Origin of the sequence: Gluconobacter sphaericus (assembly GCF_016757795.1) — a bacterium.
Taxonomy (GTDB): Bacteria; Pseudomonadota; Alphaproteobacteria; order Acetobacterales; family Acetobacteraceae; genus Gluconobacter; species Gluconobacter sphaericus.
In genome coordinates this window covers 1,198,590-1,216,473 of record NZ_CP068419.1, presented here as the reverse complement: position 1 = coordinate 1,216,473, position 17,884 = coordinate 1,198,590, and the positions used below count along the sequence as shown (strand labels likewise).

Below are 17,884 nucleotides of genomic sequence, written 5' to 3'. Positions count from 1 at the left end.
ATTGCTTGCGCTCTCGGTACAAGATCACGTCTCCATCGACCAGAAGTTTCGGTTTATCGGGAAATGGAAGACGACGAATGCCGCAGCCAGCGATGATGCCAGACTACGCGAGGGCCTGTTGGATAAAACCAATATAGCCTCAGGCGTTTGGGCTGATACGGCGTATCGCTCAAAAGCCAATGAAGACTTCATGGAAAAGCAGGGCTTTGTCTCAAAGGTTCACAGGAAGAAGCCGCATCTCAAACCGATACCTCGGCATATCCAGTGATCCAATGCTGGAAAGTCGGTCATCCGCTCGCGTGTCGAGCATGTCTTTGCCGATCAGAAATCGCAGACGGGACTGTTCATCCGAACCGTAGGCATCACCCAGTCCACCACGCGGATCGGTCTGGCCAATACCGTCTACAACATGCGCCGCTTCCGCTTCCTGGAGCGGATAAACGCCGCCGCGTAGCAATACAGCGGGGGGCAGCACTCGATCTGCTCAAGACGCAGACCGAAAACGCCCCAAAGAACCGTCAATCAAACCGCAAAGACCTAGAAATTACCGGCCAAGCACATCAACCAACGGTTCTTCGATCCTTCCAACTCTATCAGTTCCGTTGGTCGTATCGGCCATGATGAAATCTTCCAAAAAGATTTTCAACAGAGCCCCGTCGGAGTATGTTTTGAAATTAATAACTCATTCAAATAAATGCAAAGTTGGTAATATAAAAACCAAAACCCACATCCTGTGCGAATTCGTGAATCTTTTCGTGCGCGTGACATTTCCTGACGCGAGAAAGAACAGGATACATCCACGATACAGACGCTTCCTGCGGGAGCCGGGTGTGGCGTGTCGGCGACGCATGCGGTATGATCAGGCAACTGAATTCTAGCGTGGTGACTTGTCTTGACCGAGCTGACCGAGCCGACTGATCTGCCCCCTTCCGGCCGTCTTCCTGTAACGATCGAGGAGGAGATGCGCTCCTCCTATCTGGCTTATGCGATGTCCGTGATTGTATCGCGTGCTCTGCCGGATGTGCGGGATGGTCTGAAGCCGGTTCATCGCCGTATTCTCTACGCTATGCGCGAAAGCGGCTTCACCGCCGACAAGCCCTATCGCAAGTCGGCCCGTGCCGTCGGTGACGTGATGGGTAAATACCATCCGCATGGTGACAGCTCGATCTATGATGCCATGGTCCGGATGGCGCAGCACTGGTCGATGCGCGTCAAACTGATCGACGGCCAGGGCAATTTCGGTTCGGTCGATGGCGATAGCCCGGCCGCCATGCGTTATACCGAGGCCCGTCTGGCGAAGGCGTCGTCCTTCCTGCTGGACGATATCGATCGCGACACCGTTGATTTCCAGCCGAACTACGACGAAAGCGAGAACGAGCCGAAGGTTCTTCCGGCGGTCTTCCCTAACCTGCTTGTCAACGGTGCGGCCGGTATTGCCGTTGGGATGGCGACCAATATTCCGCCGCATAATCCGGGTGAGGTGATTGACGCCACGCTGGCGATGATTGCCAACCCGGATATTGAACTCGACGAGCTGATGCAGATCATCCCGGGGCCGGATTTTCCGACGGGCAGCATCATCATGGGGCGCAGCGGCATCCGCCGTGCCTATGAGACGGGTCGCGGGTCCATTCCGGTGCGGGCACGTGCCGAGATCGAGGAAATCCGCAAGGACCGTCAGGCCATCATCATCACCGAGATCCCGTATCAGGTGAACAAGGCCACGTTGCAGGAAAAGATCGCCGATCTGGTCCGGGCCAAGGAAATCGAAGGCATTTCCGACATCCGCGACGAGTCCGACCGGTCGGGAATGCGTGTCGTCATCGAGCTCAAGCGCGATGCGACGCCGGATGTGGTTCTGAACCAGCTCTACCGTTTCACGCAGCTTCAGACGTCCTTCAGTGCCAACATGCTGGCGCTGGACGATGGCAAGCCGCGGACGATGGGGCTGAAGGACATTCTGGAAGCCTTCCTGCGCTTCCGCGAAGAAGTCATCCTGCGCCGCGCCCGCTTCGATCTGAACAAAGCGCGTGACCGTGGGCATCTTCTGGTCGGTTTGGTGCTTGCGGTTGCCAATATTGATGCGGTGATCGCGCTGATCCGGGCGGCCCCGGATGCTGCGACGGCACGTGAATCGCTGATGGCGCGGGAATGGGATGCTTCGGAAGTCATCCCGCTGCTGGAGCTGATCCACGATGAAGGCAATGTCATCATTGATGGCAAGGTCCGTCTGACGGAAGCACAAGCCCGCGGTATTCTTGAGCTGCGTCTGCAACGTCTGACGGGTCTGGAGCGCGAGAAGATCCAGGGCGAACTGGGTGAGGTGGCCGTCAAGATCGGTGAGCTGCTTCAGATCATCGAGAGCCGTCCGCGCCGGATGGAAGTTATGCGCGAGGAGCTTCTGGCCGCCCGTGCGGAAGTCGCGACCCCGCGTGCGACGGAAATTTCCGATTCACTTGGCGATCAGACCGATGAAAGCCTGATCGAGCCGGGGCAGATGGTTGTGACCATCACGCGCGATGGCTTCATCAAGCGTACGCCGCTGGAGGTTTTCCGCTCCCAGAACCGGGGTGGTCGGGGTCGTACGGCCTCAGGTCGTCGTGGTGATGACGTGATCATTCGCAGCTTCAACGCGCATACGCATCAGTGGGTGATGTTCTTCTCCTCGGGCGGCAAGGCTTACCGGATGAAGGTCTGGCACTTGCCGGAAGCCGCGCCGACCGCCAAGGGCCGTGCGCTGGTCAACCTGTTGCCGGAACTGGGAACGGATTCCATCACAGCCGTTCTGCCGCTGCCGCAGGACGAGGAGCTGTGGGACGATCTGCACCTCGCCTTCGCGACGGCTAGCGGCAATGTGCGCCGTAACCGTCTGAGCGATTTTCGCAATATCCGTGCGTCCGGTCTGATTGCCATGAAGCTCGACGAGGGAGATTCCCTCATCGGTGTGGCAACCTGTCGTGAAGGTCAGGACGTGTTCCTCGCAACGAAGAACGCGCGCTGCATCCGCTTCCAGATCACGGATGAGACGCTGCGTGTGTTTGCCGGTCGTGGCAGCACGGGCGTGCGGGGCATTCGTCTGGGCGACGGGGATGCGGTGATTTCGCTGTGTATCCTCAATCACGTCGATGCCAGTGTCGAGGAACGCTCGGCCTATCTGCGGATGGCTAATGCCAAGCGCCGTGCTGAAAATGCGGCTCTGGAGGATAGTGCCGAGGACGAAACCGTGTCCGGCGACGAGGAAATTGTCGAGATCACGGGCGATCTGACGCAGGAGCGCTTCGAGGAGCTGGAACAGCAGGAAGAAATCCTCCTGACCGTGACGGATGGCGGCTTTGGCCGTCGTTCCTCGGCCTATGATTATCGTGTGTCGGGCCGTGGCGGTCAGGGCATCACCAACATGACTTTCTCCGCAAACCGTCGCGGTAAGGAAGTGGTGGGCACTCTGCCGACGCTTGATGGCACGGACGTCATGCTGGTCACGGATACAGGACGTCTGATCCGTCTGCCGGTCTCGCAGGTCCGCGTCATGGCGCGTCAGGCCAGCGGTGTGACGCTGTTCCGTTTGAATGACAGCGAAACCGTCATCTGTGTCTTCCCGGTTCTGGAAGACGACACGGAAGAGGGCGATGCCGACGAGACTGTGGTTTCCGAGGCTCCTGCCGCTGGTGACAATGCTGCACCTGACGCCTGAGGCGCGGACGGATCCGCGTGTCGGGTTTTATCCCGGCACGTTTGATCCGGTCACGTTCGGGCATCTGGACATCATCCATCGGGCCTCCGCGCTGTTCGACCGGCTGCTGGTCGGGGTGGCGGTCAATGAAGGCAAGCAGCCGCTTCTGGATCTGGAAGCGCGGCTCTCGGCTCTGCGGCATGAGGTGGACAAACTGCCGCATGGGGAGCGGATCGAGGTTGTGGGCTTCGATACGCTTCTGGTGAATGCCGTGCGTCAGGCGGGGGCGGGCACGGTCGTACGCGGCCTGCGTTCGGGTGGCGATTTTGATTATGAGAGCCAGCTTTCCGGCGCGCTACGTCGTCTGGCCCCGGAAATCGAGACGGTTTTCCTGCTGTCGTCTGAGGAACATCGCAGCACGGCCAGTCGCATCGTGAAGGAAATCGCGCGGCTGGGAGGCGATATTTCACCCTTCGTCAGCGAAGATGTTGCACATATCGTCTTGTCGAAACTGGGCCGAGAGCCGACATAGGAACCTTCAACGATTTCTGGAAGGTTCCAAGATGTCCGATACTGCAGTGCCCGACGGCAACAAGCTGGTTTTCGAGCTCAAGACTGGCAAGGTGGTCATCGAGCTGCGCCCCGATCTGGCGCCTTTGGCTGCCGAGCGCCTCAAGCTGCTGGCTACTGAAGGCTTCTATGATGGCGTGAAGTTCCATCGCGTGATCGAAGGCTTCATGGCGCAGGGCGGCGATCCGACGGGAACCGGCACGAGCGGCAGCTCCTATCCGGACCTCAAGGCCGAGTTCACGAATGCTGCTAAGTTCGAGCGTGGCACGGTCGGCATGGCCCGCACGATGGCCCCGAACTCTGCCAACAGCCAGTTCTTCATCATGTTCGCTGCCAGTCCGCATCTGAACGGTCAGTACACGATCGTCGGTCAGGTGACTGAAGGCATGGAGTATGTGGATCAGCTGAAGCGCGGTTCCGGCGCCGGTGGCGTGGTTAAGGACCCCGACATCATCGTCAAGGCTTACGTCGAAGCCTGATTTTCGCTGAAATGCGGAATACTGCGAAAGCCAGTGCAGCAATGCGCTGGCTTTTTTAAAAAGCTATTATCTGATTTTTTCAGAAAAACTAACGGATTTTATGGAAAAAATTATTTATTCAACAATACTGCGACCATAATTCTGGATGAAAATATTATTCCGAATCGTGATTTTTTCTAATTTCAAGTTTTCGGTTCTGAATATAACCCGGCCATGACGGATGTCGACTGACATCCGCCACTCCTGTTTTCTACCGTTATTCTTCCAAACGACTCAGAACGGGATTTCGTCGTCCAGATCGTTATCCGGCGGAGCATCCCAGCCGCCATTGCTGCCACTTGAGCGGTTTCCACCACCGGCACTACCACGGGAACCGCCACCAAAGCCGCCGCCCGAACTGCCACTGGCGCCACTACGGCTTCCACCGCCGAAGCCGCCACCATTGCCGCCCCCGCCATAGCCGCCGCCGTTGTCAAAACCGCCATCGTCGCCACCGCCACGATTGCTGTCGATCAGTACCAGATCGCCACGGAACCGGTCGATCACGACTTCGGTCGTGTATTTTTCCTGACCGGACTGGTCGGTCCACTTCCGAGTGCGGAGTTCACCCTCGATATAAACCTTGCGCCCCTTACGCAGGAACCGCTCAGCCACATCAGCCGTCCGCTCATTGAAGATCACCACGCGATGCCATTCGGTGCGCTCCTTGCGCTCTCCGGACTGACGGTCGTTCCAGGTGTCCGACGTCGCAACGGTCAGGTTGACGATTTTAGACCCTGACTGCGTGTTGCGGACTTCCGGATCCTTGCCCAGATTTCCGACCAGAATCACCTTATTGACGCTACCTGCCATTCCCGTCCCAACCAATTTTCTCGAATTGTTCTTTTCATATAGGTCGCAAAAACCCATCTATAAAGTGATCTAGCATCCCTTATCGTACGTTCCCATTGCACAATCGCTATTCTTTGAATTTGGGGTCTCCGTGAGCTTTCCAGACAATCATTCGATCCGCGTCCGTGGGGCCCGCGCCCATAATCTCAAGAATATCGACGCCACGATCCCACGGGATTCCCTGACGATCATCACGGGCCTCTCAGGCTCCGGAAAATCCTCGCTGGCTTTCGACACGATCTATGCTGAGGGTCAGCGACGCTATGTGGAAAGCCTTTCCGCCTATGCCCGCCAGTTCCTTGAACTGATGGGCAAGCCGGATGTGGACTCTATCGAGGGCCTCTCCCCGGCCATCTCGATCGAGCAGAAAACCACCTCCAAGAACCCGCGCTCGACCGTCGGCACGATCACGGAAATCCACGACTACATGCGGCTGCTCTGGGCGCGCGTGGGAATCCCCTATTCCCCCGCGACCGGCCTGCCGATCGAGGCGCAGACCGTCAGCCAGATGGTGGACCGCATCATGGCCATGGGTGACGGCATACGCCTGATGCTGCTGGCGCCCGTCGTGAAAGACCGCAAAGGCGACTGCAAACGCGAACTCGCCGAACTGACCCGCAAAGGCTTCACCCGCGTGAAGATCGACGGCGAACTCTACGAAATCGCCGAGGCCCCTGAGCTGAACCGCAAGACGCGCCACACCGTCGAAGTCGTCGTGGACCGGATTGTCGTCAAGGAAGGGCTCGAATCCCGCCTCGCCGACAGCTTCGAGACCGCACTCGAACTCTCGGACGGCCTGGCCTACGCCGAGGAAGTGAAACGTGCAGGCGAAAAGGAGGCCCCGACGCATGTCGTCTTCTCGTCGCGCTTTGCCTGCCCCGTCTCCGGCTTCACGATCGAGGAGATCGAGCCGCGTCTGTTCTCCTTCAACGCCCCGATGGGCGCCTGCCCGGTCTGTGACGGTATCGGCACCGAAACCCATTTCGACGAAAACCTGATTGTCCCGGATGACAGCCTGACCCTGGCCGAAGGCGCCATCGCTCCATGGAAGGGTGCGAGCACGGACTGGTACGACCAGACGCTCGCCGCTCTCGCCCGCCATTGCGGCGATGACATGCACACGCCCTGGTCCGACCTCCAGCCCGCCACACGCGGCCTCATCATCAACGGCTCGAAAGAGCCGATCGACATTCCCTATACCGACGGCGGGAAGGTCCACATCGTCACCAAGCCGTTCGAAGGCGTGCTGAAGAACCTGCGCCGCCGCATGGCCCAGACAGACAGCATGTGGGTGCGCGAAGAACTGTCGCGCTATCAGTCCGAAAAACCCTGCCATGCCTGCCACGGCGCACGCCTCAAGCCCGAGGCACTGTGCGTGAAGGTCAAGGACCTCAACATCGCCGAGGCCTCGGACATGCCGATCCGCAAGGCGCTCGACTGGTTCTCCGGCGTGGAAGCCACCCTCACGCCCCAGCGCGCCGAAATCGCCCACCGCATCCTGCGCGAAATCACGGACCGTCTGCACTTCCTCGACGATGTCGGGCTGGATTACCTCACCCTCTCGCGCGGCTCCGCAACCCTGTCGGGTGGCGAAAGCCAACGCATCCGTCTGGCGTCGCAGATTGGTTCGGGGCTGACGGGTGTGCTGTATGTGCTGGACGAGCCCTCCATCGGCCTGCATCAGCGCGACAATGAGCGCCTGCTCGGCACGCTCGAACGCCTTAAGCGCCTCGGCAACACCGTCATCGTCGTCGAACATGACGAAGACGCCATCCGCGCCGCAGACTACCTGATCGATATGGGACCAGGCGCGGGCAAGCTCGGCGGCGAAGTCATTGCTGTCGGCACCCCGGTCGAGGTCGCCAAAAACCCCAACAGCATCACCGGTGCCTATCTGTCAGGCCGCAAGGTCATTCCCGTCCCGACCGAACGCCGCAAGCCCAGCGGCATGCTCACCCTGCACGGCGCACGCGGAAACAACCTCAAAGATCTGACAGTCGATTTCCCGCTCGGCACCTTCATCGCTGTCACGGGCGTTTCGGGTGGCGGCAAATCCACGCTGGTCATCGACACGCTGTATAAGGCGCTGTCCCGCCAACTCATGAAATCGAGCCAGACGCCGCTGCCCTATGACCGTCTGGAAGGCGTGGACAATCTTGATAAGATCATCGAGATCGACCAGTCCCCGATCGGCCGCACCCCGCGCTCCAACCCCGCAACCTATACGGATCTGTTCGCCCCGATCCGCGACTGGTTCGCCGAACTGCCGGAGTCCAAGGCACGCGGCTACAAGCCGGGCCGCTTCTCCTTCAACGTGAAGGGCGGCCGCTGCGAAGCCTGTCAGGGCGACGGCGTTCTCAAGATCGAGATGCACTTCCTGCCGGACGTGTACGTGACCTGCGACACCTGCAAAGGCGCACGCTACAACCGCGAAACGCTGGAAGTGAAGTTCCGCGGCAAATCCATCGCGGACATTCTTGCCATGACCGTGGATGAGGCTCTCCCGTTCTTTCAGGCTGCCCCCAAAATCCGCGACCGCCTCGCCATCCTTCAACAGGTTGGACTGGGATATGTTGCCCTCGGCCAACAAGCCACCACCCTCTCGGGGGGCGAGGCCCAGCGCGTCAAGCTGTCGAAAGAACTGGCCAAACGCGCCACCGGCCGCACGGTCTATATCCTTGATGAACCCACAACCGGCCTGCACACCGAAGACGTCCGCAAGCTGCTTGAAGTGCTGCATACCCTCGTCGATCAGGGCAACACGGTTCTAGTGATCGAGCACAATCTGGAAGTCATCAAGACGGCCGACTGGCTGATTGATATCGGCCCCGAAGGCGGAGACGGCGGCGGTCAGGTCGTCGCAGCCGGAACGCCGGAAGACATCGCCGCGTGCAAGGCCAGCCATACCGGCCGTTTCCTCGCCCCGCTTCTGGACGCACCGGGTGCCAGACAGCCCCGTAAAGTCACGGCCACTAAAATTACACAAGCCATGCTTGCTGCCAGTCTACCGCCACCGAAGGCTAAAGAAAAAGCCAACGCAAAAAAGAAACCCAAAAGCCGCCCTGTCGGCTCCCGCAACAAGACAAAAGCCTAGGCTCAGGACTCATAGCCAGAACATGACGGTTGCAGCGAGGCAGATGGCTGAGAAGAAGACATTCGGGCATCTGTCGTAGCGTGTTGCGACACTTATATTTTCGCTTGTCGTATTTGGCTGGCTTGCCGCGGGATCTCCGTCCTGGAATGCAGGGCCTGATCCCTTTTTCCTCCAGGGCATCCCGAAACCAGTCAGCATCATAACCCCGGTCCGCCAGCATCCACTGTGCCATAGGAAGGCTGTCCAGCAGAGCAGCAGCACCGGTATAATCACTGATCTGCCCCGCAATCATAAAAAAGCTCAACGGTCGTCTGTTCTGATTGGTGATCGCATGCAGCTTCGTATTCATGCCACCTTTTGTCCGTCCGATTAGGCGGCCTGGATCCCCTTTTTTAACCGCAGGCTCGAAGCCGTACGGTGTGCCTTGAGATAGGTCGCATCAACCATGATGGTCTGGGGCTCTGCCTTTCCGGCAGCCAGACCGTCCGTCAGCCAAAACAGATCGCTCATCTTCAGCCTCCTTACAGAGCCTGAATCAGATTTTTGTAATAAAATCAATGGCTCTTGAACCTAGGCCCGTTTAACAACACGTCAAATTAGAGCAAGCAGAAACAAACTTCACTGCACAGCCTGCTCAGAAGAAGAACAGGCCTCTCATCCATGAACTTCTCTATTTTTGCCTGCTATGGGGGAGGGGAAGCAGAATGTCCGATTATGAGCGAAATTGCCGATACTCGGACATTCTCTTTAACTCACATGGATCGAAAAAATATCCGCTCTAATCCGATAGGATATGCAGAAATCTGAATGTAGGCGGACAACTCTGACAAGAAACCTCTTACCCTAACTTTCTTGTGCCTAGCCATCGGACTTTCTCTGGATCGCGGTGATCGAAGAAACTGCTGGCTCTCTGATCAAGCGTGGCAATTGCCTCAATATCAGCATTGTCCAACGTAAAATCGAAGATAGCGAAGTTTGTGGCCATACGCTCTTTTCTGACTGATTTGGGGATCGCGACAATTCCGCGCTGGTTCAACCAACGCAATACGACCTGAGCGATAGTCTTGCCATGTTTCTGCGCAATGGACTGAAGCACGTCATTCGAGAACAGCCCGTTTCGCCCCTCTGCAAACGGTCCCCAGGCTTCCGCCTGAACATCATACTGCTTCAGGATTTCCAAAGCATCGTCCTGTTGATGAAAAGGATGGAGCTCAATCTGATTGATCGCGGGTGTGATCTCATTATGCAGTACGAAGTCCACCAGTCGGTCAGGATAGAAATTGCTGACACCAATCGCCCGGATACGGCCCGCACGATACAGTTCTTCCATTGCGCGCCATGCCCCATAGACGTCTCCATATGGTTGATGGATCAGCCAAAGATCGAGATAGTCAGTTTGGAGTTTGTTCAACGATCGTTCAAAAGCAGCCTTGGCTCCCTCATAGCTCGTATCTTCAATCCAGAGCTTGGTGGTGACGAAAAGTTCGTTTCGGTCGATCCCATGGTTGTGAATCGCATGTCCGACTGCTTCCTCGTTGCCATAGGAGGTGGCTGTGTCCAGAAGTCGATAACCGACATCAATGGCATCCCGAACGCTGCGTTCACACTCCGCCGGGTCAGGAACCTGAAATACACCGAAGCCAAGAGAAGGCATTGGGATGCCATTGTTCAACATCACGACAGATGTGGCGATAGTCACGATTATTCTCTCCGCGACAGTAGCTTAGCGATTGATGAGGTTCTGATGTGAGGCAGGATAACGATCCCCTTGCAGGGTAATTTCGTTGAGCGCCTGTTCAATGCGAGTCAGGTCATCAACCGTCAGATTGACATCAGCCCCTCCCAGATTTTCTTTTAGACGATCAAGTTTCGTCGTACCGGGAATGGGAGCAATCCACGGCTTCTGAGCTAGAAGCCACGCTAATGCGATTTGCGCAGGCGTGCAGGATTTTTCAGATGCAATGACTTTGACAAGATCAACAAGAGCCTGGTTCGCGGCTAGTGCATCAGCTTGGAAACGGGGAACAGAGCTTCGGAAATCATCCTTGGCGAACACGGCCTTTGGGTCGAGTTTTCCAGTCAGAAACCCTTTGCCAAGCGGCGCAAATGGCACAAAGCCGATACCCAGTTCTTCAAGCAGCGGTAGGATTTCCAATTCCGGCTCGCGCCAGAACATCGAGTATTCACTCTGGAGAGCTGCAACCGGCTGTACGGTATGTGCACGACGGATTGAATTCGTTCCGGCTTCAGACATGCCAAAATGCTTGACCTTTCCCGCTGCGATAAGGTCTTTCACTGTTCCGGCAACATCTTCAACCGGCACGTTTGGATCGACGCGATGCTGGTAAAAGAGATCAATCCTGTCAGTCCGCAGGCGCTTCAGCGCTTCATCTGCAACCTGTCGAATACGCTCCGGCCGACTATCCAGTCCCTGTGCTGGTACGCCGTTTACGAACCCAAATTTGGTGGCAATCACGACCTGATTACGAACCGGCTCTAGTGCCTCCCCAACAACTTCTTCATTAATGCCTGGTCCATAAGCTTCGGCAGTATCGAAGAAAGTGACCCCACGCTCATAAGCTGCGCGGATCAGGGTAATAGCATCCTTGCGGTCGGTGGCAGGGCCATAGCCATAGCTCAGACCCATGCAGCCGAAGCCAAGCGCTGATACTTCCAAACCACTCTGGCCCAATAGACGTTTTTGCATGTTTCTTGATCCCGCGTGTTAATCCTTGGGCATCGACCAAGGCTCTGAACACACAAATCTTAAGCCCAGACTCATCAATCGATTAGACGAGGTAAATTACTTAGGTCTATGACTTTCAGTCATGAAAATCACCAGAAGGCCTGAGTACAATGCTGCGTGAAGAGCTTGGAAGTCTGGCCATGTTCATGGCAGTTGCTGATGAAGGCAGCTTCACTAAGGCCGCAGGGAAGCTTGGCATTTCACAATCTGCGCTCAGCCATTCTCTTCGGCGGCTCGAAGCCAGACTGGGTCTACGATTGCTTACACGCACAACCAGAAGCGTCGCACTTACACTGGCTGGTGAACGTCTTATAGAAACACTTCGTCCTGCCCTAGATGATATTGATCAGAAACTTGCTGCACTGACCGAGTTGCGAGATCGCCCTGCTGGCAATGTTCGGATCACGACAAGTTCTCACGCGGCATACACATTGCTCTGGCCAGCTATTGATCATGTCACAGCCGAACATCCTGACATCAACGTGGAAATCAATATCGAAGGAGGCCTCGTCGATATTGTGGCTGAGCGATATGACGCCGGGATAAGGCTTGGAGAAAGACTGGAGCAGGACATGATTGCAGTACCAATCAGCCCACGCCTTCGGATGGCTGCTGTGGCCTCCCCATCATATCTGAGCGGAAAGACCATCCCGGAAACGCCGTACGATCTGGCGCAACATAATTGCATCAATCTGCGCTTGCCGACTTCTGGTGGATTATACGCTTGGGAGTTTGAGCGCGATGGCAAAGAGATCCGGGTTAAAACGCAAGGACAGCTTGTGCTCAATGATATCAATCTGATTGTGGAAGCCGCCCTCACCGGGCATGGTATTGCTTTCATGCTTGAGGATCACGTCAAAGATCACCTTTCTGCCGGAACTTTGGTGCAAATTCTTGAAGAGTGGTGTGAGCCATTTGATGGCTATTTTCTGTATTACCCAAGCAAGCGTCAGCCCTCTCCAGCATTCAATCTTGTTCTTGATGCTCTGCGTTACAAAAGCTGAATAAGGTTTGTTACAGGTAAATCAGGGGAGGGGGCAGAATGTCTCCTTAAATCAGAAGTGTGTCCTCAGCGGTCTGGACTTCCGCGATATCAAGATGAAAATACCCAATCGGGGTGTGTTCGAAGCGTTGTCGTTTTTGGCTTGTCTCCCTCGTTGGCCGGCAATCGTGAGATTTCGTGGCGCTGAAAGCAGCGATGCAGGGCTGAGCGGGTCAAATGAGGGCGGCACAACGTATGTCAGTGAAATGCCATGGTCATCGCTTCGTCCGTCTCGGACAGGACCGTTGATCGCGGCTCTTTAGGACCTGTATTCTGATCTTCGACACTCTGTCGCTTCTGCCACTTTGCAACTGTTTTCGGGTTGATCCCGAACTCCTTGCTTAGTGCCACGAGCGAAGCCTGCGATCGCTGTATTGCTGTTTGCACGGCGTGCGTCGTCGTAGCACTGCCATGACGTATCTGCCCCATAAGGCTTTCTTCCACTCACGTGAAAATATCACGCTATCAAAATACGGGACTAAACAATAAACCTATAGAGATGAATGCCGCTGTGCCATGAGATCCCGCGCCTGATTTGCAAGACTGTGCAGACCTAGAACTGATTCGTCCGATATCATGCTAACACCCAGGCCATCCTGCGCCCAAATATAGCCCGGTATATCCCTCATCGCGCGCATCGGGGCCGTCATGTCACGGCCGTGCATGGGACGAATAAAAAGTGAAATGCGTGTACCGTGTTTATCCTTGTATAAAAACACACAAGCTGGCCCATGATCTGTCGTGACCAGTTGTCCTGTCAGAAAATGGTAACCTGCGGCGGATAGGTCCGGTGCACGCACTAGGCGACCAGATGTTTGCGTCCCCCAGGCTGTGAGCTGAGCAACATTTCCCTCTGCGATTATGCTGTCCGTACCTGAAACATGTACGATCATTGCTTCCTGTTCAACGGATGCAAGTCCAAGAGGGACTTCGCGTTCCCGAAGGAACCAACCTCCTCCAAGTCCAATAGATAGCGCAAGGACAACGGACGCAGCCATCTGCGATATGCTGAAATAACGAATTCGTAATTGATTTGGTATCGTAATATCCAAATGTACAGGAGGATACTGTTCAAAGTCAGTATTCAGTGCAGCCCGTAGCAAGATTCTCTCTTTCCGCCATGTCATCACACGCTGTTGCACTGCTGGATTTTCATCCAGCCACCTTTCTACAGTCCGCAGTCGTTCCGGCGAAAGCAGCTCATCGACCCAGGCGTGAAGATCATCCTCAGTTACGGGGGGGGCAGACCGTGTCATTTTATCCTCCTGAGCTTGGGTCGTTCGCCTTCATCGACAAGCTGGTGCAAGGCATCTCGGGCTCTGGATAGTCGGGACATTACGGTTCCGATCGGAACTCTCAGGATGTCCGAGACAGTTGCATATTCTAAATCTTCAACCCCCACGAGTAGCAGGACCTGCCGATGCTCATCAGACAAACGGTCAAAGGCATTGATGACTTCCTTCCACTCAAGGTGTGGGATCTGGGTAGCATCCTGAATTGAGTCAGAAGATGTTTCCGGTGGAGTGACCAGAGATTTCAGGCGACGCCAGTGGCTGATATTGAGGCGATACGCGATAGTGAACAGCCATGGCCGCAGATCCGATAGGTCGCGCACCTGATGCATTCGCGTAAGGGCACGCTCCAAACAGTCCTGCACAAGATCTTCTGCTCGGTGGGGATCGCGCGTCAGGACCCGCGAGTACCGTCTCAAGGCCGGTATCGCCCGTTGTAACCTGATGTCGTTGGTCTCGTTCAACCCGGCCTCTGCTTCATGTAGTGATCATCCTTCTGAATGTGAACGCGCACGGGTCCAGTTTATTCCGAGCCAAATGACGGGACGGGTACATTTTCACTAAATATTTTACTCAGAGGGAATAGATCCGCCTGCTCAATCGTCTTTAAGCCAGACGATGTCAGAGGATCGAAAAAATGACGACCAACACTCATACGCTGTCTGGTTCCATCCTGCGCTGGCTCGGTGTGATCGCGCTTCCATTTTTTCTCATGCTGTTATTTCTTTGGGCGGGCGGGTGGCTGACGCCTTACCGCCTGACACAGGTCGCTATGCTGGACGCTTTGCAGAAAGGGAGTGGCATGCACCCTGGATTTCGTCGCAACCACGCCAAAGGTGTCTGTATAACTGGATGGTTTGAGGGTAATGGGAACGCCTCCAGCCTTTCGATGGCCACCGTCCTGCAGAAAGGGCGGGTTCCTGTCGTTGGGCGGTTCGCACTTGCTGGCGGCCTTCCATATCAGGCCGATGCTCCTGAGAAAGTGCGCAGCATGGCCCTGCGTCTGATGCCGTCGGACCGTCAGGAATGGCGTATGGGAATTAACGATATTCCTGTCTTTCCTGTTGGAACGCCGCAGGAATTCCACGACCTCCAGCTTGCATCGCGCCCGGATTTGACGACGGGAAAACCTGACCCCGCACGCATGCAGGTTTTCCGTACAAGCCATCCTTGGTTACAAACTGCGATGGCACAGATTGGTCGACGACCTGTTTCGTCGGGTTTCGCCGATGATACCTATCGTAGTCTCGACAGCTTTCTTTTTGTCGCGGAAGACGGAACGAAGACAGCCGTACGTTGGGCTATGGTGCCGGTCCAACCAGTTATGCCTGAGATTGGTCATGCGAATGATCATGATTATCTGTTTCATAAAGTTATCGAAGACATTCACACCCATCCACTGCAATGGCGGCTGATGGTAACGCTGGCAGGTAGCGGCGACGCAATTGACAACCCGAGCAAGGGATGGTCGCAGGATGATCGGCAGATCAATGTGGGAACCTTGACCCTGACAGGTATCGGGAGTGAGGAAAACGGCCCATGTACCGGCATAACTTTTGATCCGCTTGTCTTGCCCGAGGGCATAATGCCGTCAGGCGATCCGATCCTACAGGCCCGATCTGCGGCCTATATGCGTTCGTTTTATCTGCGTTCCGGCGAACGGCCGACTGCCCCTGCTGTTTCACCTGAAATGACGGTCCCGTCTGCCAATGCGAGAGACAAAAAGTCATGAAAAACGTGAAATCTTTCACCCTGCCGTCTCGCATCCTGCACTGGGTTATGGCCGTCATGATCTTGGCCATGCTCCTCATTGGTGTGTTCATGGCGTCGACCGTTGGATCTGGTTACTATCGCCTGGTGGCGTTGCATCGCTCTGTGGGGATCGCAATCCTTGTCCTTGCTATGCTGCGTCTGGGAAACCGGCTGCACACGCCTCCACCTTCCTTGCCGGAGGATTTGCCCCCGGTGATGAAAATTGGAGCTCATGCATCGCATATCCTGCTTTATGTGCTGATGATTGTTTTGCCGCTTGTTGGATGGGGGATGTTGTCGGCAGGGGGGTACCCCATCCCGCTATGGGGGCAGTCCGTGCTTTTGCCACCGATCCTTCCTCACGACCCGGTACTCTGGGCGGAACTTCGATCGGTGCATACCTTACTGGCCTTTCTGCTGTTTGGTCTCGTTTTGGCGCATGTCGCCGCCGCTTTGTTTCATGGCCTGATCCGACGCGATGGCGTACTTCGCAGCATGCTGCTTCGGGAACGTCTGGATCCGATCTCTCAAGAAAGCCACGGCGATTAAGCCGTGGCTGCTGATGGATGTCAGCTTGCAGCAAACGCAAGGAGATCCACGTTGAGTGCCTCCGCATTGACCGTCAGCATTCCGTGCGAGAAGCCGGGATAGGTTTTAAGGGTGCTATTGGCGAGTAATTCAACAGACTTGAGTGCTGAATCAGCGATGGGCACGATCTGGTCGTCTTCTCCATGCAGCACGAGTGTTGGTATCGTGATGCTTTTTAGGTCATCGGTCTGGTCTGTTTCTGAAAATGCCTTAATGCCCTCGTAGTGCGCTTTGGCGCTCCCCATCATGCCCTGACGCCACCAGTTTTGAATAACGCCCTCTTGCGGGCTGTTACCCTCGCGATTGAACCCATAGAATGGACCGGTTGGCACATCGCGGAAGAACTGTGCCCGGTTGGCTGCGAGGGCAACGCGAAAACCATCGAACACCTCAATCGGCAGGCCCTCGGGATTTGCTTCTGTGCGCAGCATCAGGGGCGGGACAGCGCTGACCAGAACGGCTTTGGCGGCGCGTCCGGACGGCTGACCGTATTTGGCCACATAACGTGCGACTTCGCCGCCGCCAGTGGAATGACCGATATGTACGACGTTTCGGAGGTCCAGTTTTTCGACCACGGCGAACGCATCTGATGCGTAGTGGTCCATGTCATGCCCCGCCGAAACCTGCTCAGAGCGCCCGTGGCCGCGGCGGTCATGGGCCACCACGCGGAATCCATTCTGTAAAAAGAAGAGCATCTGGGCATCCCAGTCGTCGGAAGAGAGGGGCCAGCCATGATGGAACATGATGGGACGGGCGTCTTTCGGTCCCCAGTCCTTGTAGAAGATCTCGACATCATCCTTGGTGGTAACGAACGACATGATTATTTCTCCAAAATTCAGATGGTGACAGTTGTCTCGGGGCTACCCCGGAACACGTCCGGGAGGCAGTTTTGATGGCGTTCAGATCTGTTTCTGACCACCGTCAACGTAAAGTTCGATCCCATTGATGAAACTAGCCTCGTCAGACGCCAGAAACAGAACCGAGCGGGCGATTTCTTCCGGCTGGGCCACGCGACCTGAGGGGATCAGGCCAGAGAGATAGGTTTTGGTTTCTTTGGCCTGTTCGCCGCCGCCAAAAAGCTGATTCAAACCTGCCGTATCGGTCACACCCGGACTAACTGCATTGACGCGAATATGTCGGTCCTTGAGGTCAAGCATCCAGTTTCGCGCAAAGCTGCGTACAGCTGCCTTCGTTGCAGAATACACACTAAGAGCCGGGGTTCCCGCAGCGCTGACATTCGAAGCATTCAGCACGATCGAGGCCCCGTCGCGCAGCAGGGGAAGCGCCTTCTGTACAGTAAAGAGCACGCCTTTGACGTTATTGTCGAAAGTGGACTGATAGTGTTCTTCGGAAATGGCACCAAGTGGTGCAAATTCCCCGCCACCGGCATTGGCGAAGACAACATCGATCTGGCTATGTGTTTGCTGAACGGTATCATATAGACGGTCGATATCTTCTAGACGGCCCATATCACCGCGTACACCCGTTACTTTGCCACCGATGCGAGTGACAGCGGCGTCGAGCGCTTCCTGTCGTCTTCCGGTGATGAAAACGAATGCGCCTTCATCGGCGAAAGCTTTGGCGGTAGCCAGACCAATGCCACTTGTACCGCCGGTTACAATCACGACCTTGCCATCAAATCCGTAAGTCATTGTTCTGTTCCTTATTTTCAGCGCTCCGTTTGCGCCGTCAGGAAAGAGATGCCATTGGAACGATCATCGCTGTAGATGGCAATACTGACACACAGCGTTCAGAAAGAG

General features: G+C 55.9%; 14 protein-coding genes and 3 pseudogenes. 8 read left to right on the top strand and 9 right to left on the bottom strand.

Annotation, left to right across the window (positions count from 1 at the left end; genetic code table 11):
- Positions 1 to 19: 19 nt before the first annotated feature.
- The 4 genes and pseudogenes from IGS75_RS05775 to IGS75_RS05760 all read left to right on the top strand — a co-directional run.
- A pseudogene (locus IGS75_RS05775) lies at positions 20 to 454 on the top strand (transposase); the annotation flags it as partial.
- A gap of 447 nt (positions 455 to 901) precedes the next feature.
- On the top strand, positions 902 to 3,691 hold the full coding sequence (gene gyrA, locus IGS75_RS05770) for a DNA gyrase subunit A (RefSeq protein WP_408876494.1): 2,790 nt from the start codon (positions 902 to 904) through the stop codon (positions 3,689 to 3,691).
- Positions 3,672 to 4,202, top strand: a complete 531-nt coding sequence (gene coaD / locus IGS75_RS05765; protein WP_202258259.1) for a pantetheine-phosphate adenylyltransferase — start codon at positions 3,672 to 3,674, stop codon at positions 4,200 to 4,202. Before gyrA ends, coaD begins: the two co-directional genes overlap by 20 nt.
- Before the next feature lie 31 nt (positions 4,203 to 4,233).
- The gene (locus tag IGS75_RS05760) at positions 4,234 to 4,719 is read left to right on the top strand and encodes a peptidylprolyl isomerase (protein WP_141354517.1); all 486 of its coding nucleotides are present in this window, start codon (positions 4,234 to 4,236) and stop codon (positions 4,717 to 4,719) included.
- Between the two features lie 273 nt (positions 4,720 to 4,992).
- Here IGS75_RS05760 and ssb read toward each other — a convergent pair whose 3' ends face one another.
- Positions 4,993 to 5,571, bottom strand: coding sequence for a single-stranded DNA-binding protein (gene ssb / locus IGS75_RS05755; RefSeq protein WP_202257894.1), 579 nt, complete (start codon positions 5,569 to 5,571; stop codon positions 4,993 to 4,995).
- A 130-nt stretch (positions 5,572 to 5,701) separates the two neighbouring features.
- Here ssb and uvrA point away from each other — a divergent pair, with 130 nt between their 5' ends.
- Positions 5,702 to 8,704 carry an excinuclease ABC subunit UvrA gene (gene uvrA / locus IGS75_RS05750; RefSeq protein WP_202257893.1) on the top strand — a complete coding sequence of 1,001 codons (3,003 nt, stop codon included), beginning with the start codon at positions 5,702 to 5,704 and terminating at the stop codon, positions 8,702 to 8,704.
- 9 nt (positions 8,705 to 8,713) lie between these two features.
- Here uvrA and IGS75_RS05745 read toward each other — a convergent pair.
- The 3 genes and pseudogenes from IGS75_RS05745 to IGS75_RS05735 form a co-directional block, all read right to left on the bottom strand.
- Positions 8,714 to 9,190: pseudogene (locus tag IGS75_RS05745) on the bottom strand (IS5 family transposase); the annotation flags it as partial.
- A 352-nt stretch (positions 9,191 to 9,542) separates the two neighbouring features.
- Positions 9,543 to 10,403, bottom strand: coding sequence for an aldo/keto reductase (locus IGS75_RS05740; RefSeq protein WP_202257892.1), 861 nt, complete (start codon positions 10,401 to 10,403; stop codon positions 9,543 to 9,545).
- Positions 10,404 to 10,427: 24 nt separating this feature from the next.
- Positions 10,428 to 11,411 carry an aldo/keto reductase gene (locus IGS75_RS05735; protein ID WP_141353352.1) on the bottom strand — a complete coding sequence of 328 codons (984 nt, stop codon included), beginning with the start codon at positions 11,409 to 11,411 and terminating at the stop codon, positions 10,428 to 10,430.
- Positions 11,412 to 11,560: 149 nt separating this feature from the next.
- On the opposite strand from IGS75_RS05735, the gene IGS75_RS05730 reads away from it, so the two are divergent.
- Complete coding sequence (locus tag IGS75_RS05730) at positions 11,561 to 12,454, top strand: LysR family transcriptional regulator (protein ID WP_202257891.1); 894 nt, start codon at positions 11,561 to 11,563, stop codon at positions 12,452 to 12,454.
- 55 nt (positions 12,455 to 12,509) lie between these two features.
- Here the strand turns inward: IGS75_RS05730 and IGS75_RS05725 are convergent.
- The 3 genes and pseudogenes from IGS75_RS05725 to IGS75_RS05715 all read right to left on the bottom strand — a co-directional run.
- Positions 12,510 to 12,921 (bottom strand): annotated as a pseudogene (locus IGS75_RS05725) (IS481 family transposase); the annotation flags it as partial.
- A 62-nt stretch (positions 12,922 to 12,983) separates the two neighbouring features.
- Entirely contained in the window at positions 12,984 to 13,748 is a 765-nt protein-coding gene (locus tag IGS75_RS05720) for an anti-sigma factor family protein (protein ID WP_141353348.1), read from the bottom strand.
- Positions 13,745 to 14,248, bottom strand: a complete 504-nt coding sequence (locus tag IGS75_RS05715; protein WP_202257890.1) for a sigma-70 family RNA polymerase sigma factor — start codon at positions 14,246 to 14,248, stop codon at positions 13,745 to 13,747. The genes IGS75_RS05720 and IGS75_RS05715 overlap by 4 nt, the downstream gene beginning before the upstream one ends.
- Before the next feature lie 173 nt (positions 14,249 to 14,421).
- Between IGS75_RS05715 and IGS75_RS05710 the strand changes: the two genes are divergently transcribed.
- A complete protein-coding gene (locus IGS75_RS05710) occupies positions 14,422 to 15,516 on the top strand; it encodes a catalase family peroxidase (RefSeq protein ID WP_202257889.1) in 1,095 nt (364 codons plus the stop codon).
- Positions 15,513 to 16,085, top strand: a complete 573-nt coding sequence (locus tag IGS75_RS05705; protein ID WP_146863772.1) for a cytochrome b — start codon at positions 15,513 to 15,515, stop codon at positions 16,083 to 16,085. Before IGS75_RS05710 ends, IGS75_RS05705 begins: the two co-directional genes overlap by 4 nt.
- Before the next feature lie 20 nt (positions 16,086 to 16,105).
- Here the strand turns inward: IGS75_RS05705 and IGS75_RS05700 are convergent, their stop codons facing one another.
- Both IGS75_RS05700 and IGS75_RS05695 read right to left on the bottom strand, forming a co-directional pair.
- The gene (locus IGS75_RS05700; protein ID WP_202257888.1) at positions 16,106 to 16,942 is read right to left on the bottom strand and encodes an alpha/beta fold hydrolase; all 837 of its coding nucleotides are present in this window, start codon (positions 16,940 to 16,942) and stop codon (positions 16,106 to 16,108) included.
- Between the two features lie 81 nt (positions 16,943 to 17,023).
- Positions 17,024 to 17,776 carry an SDR family NAD(P)-dependent oxidoreductase gene (locus tag IGS75_RS05695; protein ID WP_141353338.1) on the bottom strand — a complete coding sequence of 251 codons (753 nt, stop codon included), beginning with the start codon at positions 17,774 to 17,776 and terminating at the stop codon, positions 17,024 to 17,026.
- Positions 17,777 to 17,884 lie beyond the last annotated feature (108 nt).